Annotated in this window: 8 protein-coding genes; all 8 read left to right on the top strand. The window is 65.7% G+C overall.

Annotated elements, in window-relative coordinates:
* Positions 1 to 323: hypothetical protein (locus G454_RS21875; protein ID WP_169719371.1), on the top strand; the 323-nt coding region annotated here is incomplete at its 5' end.
* The gene (locus G454_RS19430) at positions 235 to 1,599 is read left to right on the top strand and encodes a TadA family conjugal transfer-associated ATPase (protein WP_051276492.1); all 1,365 of its coding nucleotides are present in this window, start codon (positions 235 to 237) and stop codon (positions 1,597 to 1,599) included. The genes G454_RS21875 and G454_RS19430, both read left to right, overlap by 89 nt.
* The gene (locus tag G454_RS0114280; protein ID WP_156896828.1) at positions 1,581 to 2,423 is read left to right on the top strand and encodes a type II secretion system F family protein; all 843 of its coding nucleotides are present in this window, start codon (positions 1,581 to 1,583) and stop codon (positions 2,421 to 2,423) included. Before G454_RS19430 ends, G454_RS0114280 begins: the two co-directional genes overlap by 19 nt.
* Positions 2,413 to 2,937, top strand: a complete 525-nt coding sequence (locus G454_RS0114275; protein WP_027719146.1) for a stage II sporulation protein M — start codon at positions 2,413 to 2,415, stop codon at positions 2,935 to 2,937. Before G454_RS0114280 ends, G454_RS0114275 begins: the two co-directional genes overlap by 11 nt.
* A gap of 20 nt (positions 2,938 to 2,957) precedes the next feature.
* The gene (locus tag G454_RS0114270) at positions 2,958 to 3,467 is read left to right on the top strand and encodes a prepilin peptidase (protein ID WP_027719145.1); all 510 of its coding nucleotides are present in this window, start codon (positions 2,958 to 2,960) and stop codon (positions 3,465 to 3,467) included.
* Positions 3,467 to 4,657, top strand: coding sequence for a hypothetical protein (locus G454_RS0114265; protein ID WP_027719144.1), 1,191 nt, complete (start codon positions 3,467 to 3,469; stop codon positions 4,655 to 4,657). Before G454_RS0114270 ends, G454_RS0114265 begins: the two co-directional genes overlap by 1 nt.
* On the top strand, positions 4,658 to 5,350 hold the full coding sequence (locus tag G454_RS0114260) for an SAF domain-containing protein (RefSeq protein ID WP_084413530.1): 693 nt from the start codon (positions 4,658 to 4,660) through the stop codon (positions 5,348 to 5,350).
* Between the two features lie 16 nt (positions 5,351 to 5,366).
* Positions 5,367 to 6,542, top strand: coding sequence for a TadA family conjugal transfer-associated ATPase (locus G454_RS19425; protein WP_051276490.1), 1,176 nt, complete (start codon positions 5,367 to 5,369; stop codon positions 6,540 to 6,542).
* Positions 6,543 to 6,584: the final 42 nt, after the last annotated feature.

Genomic DNA, 6,584 nt, shown 5'->3' with positions numbered 1-6,584 from the left:
AGACCCGCGCGGTGCTGAACCAGGCGACCCTGCCGGGGGCGATAAAGGAGGAGGACGTCAGGAAGGTGCTGACGCCGGGAGTTGTCCTGCCGTTCCTCCCGGAGGTGCAGGCCGGGAGCAACAAGCGGTACCTCGTGGTCTCGAAGAGGGTCAGGAGACTTCTTTCCCCCTTCTTTTCCGGGGGCGGGCAAACGCCATCACGCAAGAAGGCTTCGACGGAGGAGGTGGTTGAAATTGGATCTGACGCTGGTGAGCGCGCTGGCGGCCAGGGACGGGCTGATCCAGCCCCTGCCGTTCCTGCAGCGGCGGGCGGAGAAGAGTAGCGCCACAGATACCTCGTCCCTGGCCGACATCGGCCAGGAGGAGTACGCGAGGCTCAAGAACCACGTCCAGGAGGTCGTCAGACAGCAGATGAACCTGGAAGAGGTGGCCAGGTCGCGAGACCCGGTAATCCGCAACAGGTTCAAGAGCATAGTTTTGCGGGCCATGAGGGACCTGGACGTCAGGGTGGCCTCCCTGGCGGTGCCCGCCCTCGTCCAGAGGCTCTTCGACGACATCCTGGGCTACGGGATACTGGAGAAGTTCTTCTTCGATCCGGAAGTCACGGAGATCATCGTCAACGGCACGCGTGTGCAGATCATGAAGCGCGGCAGGAGGGTATTCGTGCAGGAGCGGTTCGAGAGCGTCGAGCAGGCCCGGCAGGTGGTGGAGCGCATGCTCGCTCCCACCGGGCGGCGGCTGGACCTGGCCAATCCCCGCGTGAGCGCGCGGCTCTTCGACGGCTCGCGGATGATGGCGCACATCGCGCCCTGCGCCGTGGACGGGGTGCTGGCCACGATCAGGCGCTTCCGGCAGGACATCACCCCTGAGATGCTGCTGAAGAACCGCTCGATCTCCCGCGAGGTGCTGGACTTCATGCGGGCGTGCATCCTCGCCCGGCTGAACATGGTGATAGCCGGCGGCACCGGCAGCGGCAAGACGACGTTCGTCAACGTGCTGGCGTCTTTTATCCCGCACGACGAGAGCGTGGTGACCGTCGAGGACACGGCCGAACTCCAGCTCCAGCACCCGGATGTGAGGCGGCTTGAGGGGCGGCCCCCGAACATCGAGGGCAAGGGGGAGATCACCCTCCGGGATTTGGTCAAGGACGCCCTGCGGATGTTTCCGGACCGCATCATCGTCGGGGAGTGCCGCGGCGAGGAGGCCTTCGACATGCTGCAGGCGATGAACACCGGCCATCCCGGGAGCATGACCACCATCCACGCCAACTCGGCGAGGCACGCCATCAACAGGCTGGTGAACATGGTCCAGACGGCGGGCATGGAACTTCCGCGGGACGCGATACTGGACCAGATCGCGGACGCGGTGGACATCATCGTTTTTATCCTGCGGGAGAAGAGCGGGCGCAGGAGGCTCGACCACGTGGTGGAGGTGGTCGGCCCGGAGCGCGGGGCCGACGGCATTATTCGGGACGTGAAGCTTAACGTTCTGTGGCAGTACAACCCCAAGACGGACTCTTTTGAGTGGGTAGCTAAGGAGTTCAAGCGCGCCGAGATTCTGGCTGAAAAGGGGGGTTGGCGGTGCCCGTATCTGTCCTGAAAGCATTGGCGGTCGCGACCGGCTTTGTGGCGGTCTTCCTGGCCGTGTGGCACGGCAGGCGGCCGCGGGGCGTCCCCCTGGAGGAGGAGTGGAAGGCCCGGCCGGGTAGCTACGGCGAGCGCGGCCCGCTGCTGCTGTACGTGCTGCTGGGGACCGCCGCGTGCTTCCTCGGCGCCTACGGGGTGACGGGAAGGCTTCACCTGGCGGTTTTGGCTTCGTTTGGGGGGTTCTTCGTGGGCCGGGCGTTCGAGCGGGCCCGGCAGAACCGCAGGAGGGCGCTCCTCAGGTCGCAGTACGCCCAGGTGGTGGGCAGCCTGATGGCCGCCCTGCAGGGCGGCCTGTCGCCGTACCAGGCGCTGGAGGACGCCGTGCCGTCGATGCCCCGCCCGGCCAGGGACGTCTTCGCGGAGATCCTGCGCCGGACGCGCACCGGGTCCACCTACGTGGAAGCCGTGAAGGGCGTCGCGGAAGAGACCGGCTGGAGGGACCTGGAATCCCTGGTCGTGGCGCTGAGGATATACTCCCGGACCGGCTGCAACCTGGCCGAGGTGTTCAAGCACCTCCAGGAGAGCGTCGTCGAGCGGGAGAGCGACAGGAGGTACGTGGCGGCGGTCACCGCCGAGACGCGGATAACCGCGCGGCTACTGAGCTTCCTGCCGTTCTTTCTGATGGGGGTCTCCCGCGTGCTGGCGCCGGAGTTCGTCTCTCCGCTGTTCGACACCCTGCCGGGCAATATTCTCATTGCAGTGGTAACCGCCCTGGTGCTGGTGGGCAACGCCGTGACCGCGAGGATGGTGAGGGCGGTGGTCGGGGATGAGGTTTAGGCTCGCCCTGCTCTTCGCGGGGCTGTTCGCGGCGGGCGTCGCCGCCGGGGCGGCCTTCGAGAAGGCCCTGATCCACCACCTCATGCCCGCCATCAGGTTCGGGCTGGGCGTGGGGGAAAAGATGGCCTCCGGCGGCGCGTCGGACTTCCTCATGTTCCTCCTGGTCTTTGCGAAGAACCTCAGCGTGGCCGCGCTGTGCATCTGCCTGGCCAAACCCACGCGGGGCATAGTGCCGGCCTGGGTGTGCCTCGCTAACGGCCTCGTTGTCGGCACGCTGGGAGCACTGCTGGCGGCGAGGGGCGTCCCGCCCTGGCAGTACGCGGTCCTCCTCGCCCCCCACGGTGTCGTCGAGCTGCCCGCCCTCTTCCTGGCGTGCGCGCTGGGCCTGACGCTTGGCGGGGGCGTCCTGGTCAGGCTCAGGCGGGGGATCCCTATCGTGGCGGGGATGTTCGCCGCTGCCGCTGCTCTGGAGGTCTGGGTGTCGCCGCTGGTCGGGAGACTCCTGGGTTGCTGAGGGGGGCCGCGGTGGGACCGATGAGCTTGCTGTTACTGAAGGTTTTGCTCCTGGTGCTTGTTGCTATAGCTGCGTACACGGATTGGAAGTGGAGGATTATACCCAACAGGCTGAACTTGCTCATGTTTTGCACCGGGGTTGCCGGCGGAGTTCTCGCGCACCGTCTGCTTGAGAGCGTCTGCGGGGCGGCGCTGGGCCTGGCGCTGGGCCTGCTGCCCGCCCTCATTTTGAGGGTGCCCGTACTGGCGGGCATCGGCGGGGGCGACCTCAAGATGATGGCCGCCCTGGGGGCGTGGTACGGCCCCTACGACCTCCTGTGGGTTCTGGCGGCAGGGAGCGTGCTGGCCGTGGCGGGAGGGCTGGCCAACCTGGCGCGGTCGGGGAAGCTTCTTCTGTGGGTGTATCTCTTCCCGGTGCGCGGCAGGGAGCGCTTCGACGAGGAAGTTTTGCCTTTCGGCGTGTACCTGGCCGCGGGCGTCTACCTGGTGGAAGCCGCGAAAATTTTGCTGGCGGGAGGGTTGGTGAAATAATGCGTATTCTTTCCAACATCGAAAAGCAGTTCAAGGCCAAGGGAGCGGAGTTTGTTCTTTTTGACGGGGGGGCAGACGAAAAGGTTGACGCTGCTGTGGTCGTGAGGGGACCGAAATTTTCCGAGTCGCTTTTCGCCGCCGCCGAGGCTGGCGTTCCGGTGGTCGTGGTCGCGGGTACGGAGGACGGCGCGGGCAGGGAGTGCATCCGCGCCGCCGAGGAGTGCGGCGTGCCGCCGGAGTGCGTCCTGGTGCTGCGCGGCGGGATGGTCGTGGACCTAGACGGGAGGGAAGTCGCCCCTGCGGTCAGGGGAGGGGTCGGCCTGGGCGCCGTGCTGGCGGCGGTGAGGCATGCCGTGGAGAACAACCTGCTGCCCGAGCCGGTGGTCTGGGCCCCGGAGATGGACCCTGGCGAACAGTGTGACGCGATCTGGACTCCGGAACAACAGGCTGCGGGGTTGCCGGAAACAGTCGGCAGTAGCTGTGCTTCGGCCGGGCCTGCCGGGGAGAGCACTTCCGGTAGCACCCGCCCGGAGGAGGATGGCACGGGGCAGGGAGCCGTTCCGGCAGGGGTGGAGGGTGCTCCCGCCGTTCCGGAAGAGCCTATCGCCACGGAAGGCGGAGTTCTGCTGCCGCTAATGGAACGTGCGAAAAAGGTCATCGTGCTCTTCCAGAGCTGTCCGGGGGCGGACAGCTCCTCCGTGGCCGCCGGGCTGGTAAAGGCGGTGGGCGACGGCGCGCTCCACCTGGAGGTGGGCGGTACGCCCGTGTCTTACGCCCGCTACGGTGAGTCTCCAGATGCTGCTGTTGCCGGAGGGAAGTATGCCTTCTGCGATGGCAGGACGGTGCTGGGAGCTGACCGGCGGGAGCTGTACGAGTGCATCGTGGCCGAGGTCAGGGTGCCGCTCGGCAACCCGCAGGTGGTAGACGAGGTTTACCGGTCGGCACACCGTGTGGTCCACGTTGTCGGGCACAGCTTTAAGGATGCTACCGAATCGGTGCGCAATGTGCAGCTCTGGCTCGACAGCGAGATGAAGCTGCGGCTCGACGCGCTGGTTGTGGACAGGGTGCCCGAGGGCTCGCACGTGGTGGAACTCTACCGCGGCAACTTCGGCGACCGCATTGGGATGATCGTGGGTATAGAGAAGGATGAAAACTTCGGGCCTCTGGCCGAGGCCCTGCTGAGGGGGTAGGTGCGGGTGTTCTTTCGCAGGAAGAAGGACAGTGTTGAAACAGATCAGCTTTCCAGCGAGAGAGTGCCGGACGTGAGAGCAGTTGGAGGGAGAGCTACCGGAGAGAAGGCAGTAACCGGTCGGGATGCGGCTGGGAACAAAAAGCTCGGATTTAGGATCCGGGTGGCCTTTCTGTTGAGCATCCTGGCCGGTGCTTCGGTCTTCTACCTCTATACTTTCACCTACAGACCTGTGGATGTAGTGGTGGCCGCCAGGGATATAGCTCCCGGAGCCGAGATAACCCAGGCGGATGTGGCGGTGAAAAGGGTCAGCGCGGGCGACAGGCACCCGGAAGCATACGCTTCGCCGCAGCAGGTGGTCGGTAAGCGCGCCCAGGAGAAGATCCACCGCGGTATGCAGGTCATAGTCCCCCAGGTTGAGGGGAGCACTGCCGGGCTCGTCGGCCCCGGACAGACGCTCCTGCCTTTGAAGAACCCGGTGGCACCACCACTCTCTACTGGGGATACGGTTACAGTGGTCGCGGTGATGAACGAAGGCCCGCTGGTGCTCGGCCAGGCGGTGGTCGTCTCCGCTCCCCAATCCAAGCCGAACGAGGACCGCGTGGTCCTGCTGGCAGTACCTGAGGGCGACGCGCCGCGCATGGCCTACGCCGCCCAGGCGGGCAAGGCCGTCTACCTCTTCACCCGCCACTAGGAAAGGGGTGCCTGCTGTGGATATCAGGGACGTCGTGACCGCCGTCAGGAGGAGGCTCGCAGAGCGCGGCCCCGCCGGCGAGCCCGCCGAGGAGTTCGTGAGGAAGGAAGTCCGCGCCGTGCTGGGCAGGGCCGACCCGGCCGTGGAGAGGGAAGTCCTGTGCCGCCTCCTGGGACTCGGCCCCATCGAACCCCTCCTCGCCGACCCCGAGGTGTCGGAGATAATGGTCAACGGCCCGCACCAGATATACGTAGAGAGGAACGGCGCGATCGAGCTGACCGGCCTCTCCTACACGGACGGCGAGGAGCTGATGAACGCCATCTACCGGATAATGCAGTTCTGCGGGCGGCGCATAAACTTCTCCTCCCCGCTGGAGGACGCCAGGCTACCCGACGGGTCGCGGGTCAACGCCGTGGTGCCCCCGGTGACGGACTACCCTGTACTCACCATACGCAAGTTCGTCCGCAAGGTCTTCAGGACGGCCGACCTTCTCCAGCAGGGGAGCATAAGCCCGGACATGGTGTGGTTCTTCGAGGCGGCGGTCAAGGGGAAGGCCAACACCGTGGTGTGCGGGGCCACCAGCAGCGGGAAGACCACCTTCCTGCGGTGGCTCACCACCTTTCTCCCGAAGTCCGAGCGGATCATCACCATCGAGGACATGCGCGAGCTGAACCTGGACCACCCGCACTGCGTGGCCATGGAGGCCACCGACAAGGCCGACATACACAGGCTGACGGTGAACGCCCTGCGGATGCGTCCGGACAGGATCATCATCGGGGAAGTACGGGGGGCGGAGGCCTTCGAGCTGCTCCAGGCCATGGGCACCGGGCACGAGGGCAGTCTCACCACGGTGCACGCCAACTACACCGTCAGCGAGGCGGTGCACCGGCTCATACGGGCGATGATCCGGGCCGGAGGGGTGACCGCCGAGGAGCTGGAGTACATGATCTGCGAGACCATAGAGCTTTTCGTTTTCGTCAAGAGGCTTCCCGATGGCACCAGGAGGGTCGTCCGCGTGGCCGAAGTCGAGGGTTGGAAGGACGGTCCGGTGGCCCGTGATATTTTCATCTTCAGGGATGGGACTCACCGCTGTGTGAGCCCGGTCAGCGGGAAGCTGGCCCGCAAGCTGAGGGAAAACATGGATGCGGAACTGCCGGATATCCCCGCATTTGGAAGTCCAGTAGACCACTAGGAGGCCGGAGAGGCCTCCTTTTATTTTTTGGGGAGATCCTGA

Origin of the sequence: Desulfovirgula thermocuniculi DSM 16036, assembly GCF_000429345.1 — a bacterium.
Lineage (GTDB): Bacteria > Bacillota > Desulfotomaculia > Desulfotomaculales > Desulfovirgulaceae > Desulfovirgula > Desulfovirgula thermocuniculi.
This window is presented reverse-complemented; position numbering and strand designations above follow the sequence as displayed.

Bases quoted from the DNA above. Each gene is read 5' to 3' on its own strand.
- G454_RS0114275 (WP_027719146.1), top strand. From the start codon at position 2,413: ATGAGGTTTAGGCTCGCCCTGCTCTTCGCGGGGCTGTTCGCGGCGGGC.
- G454_RS0114270 (WP_027719145.1), top strand. From the start codon at position 2,958: ATGAGCTTGCTGTTACTGAAGGTTTTGCTCCTGGTGCTTGTTGCTATA.
- G454_RS0114265 (WP_027719144.1), top strand. From the start codon at position 3,467: ATGCGTATTCTTTCCAACATCGAAAAGCAGTTCAAGGCCAAGGGAGCG.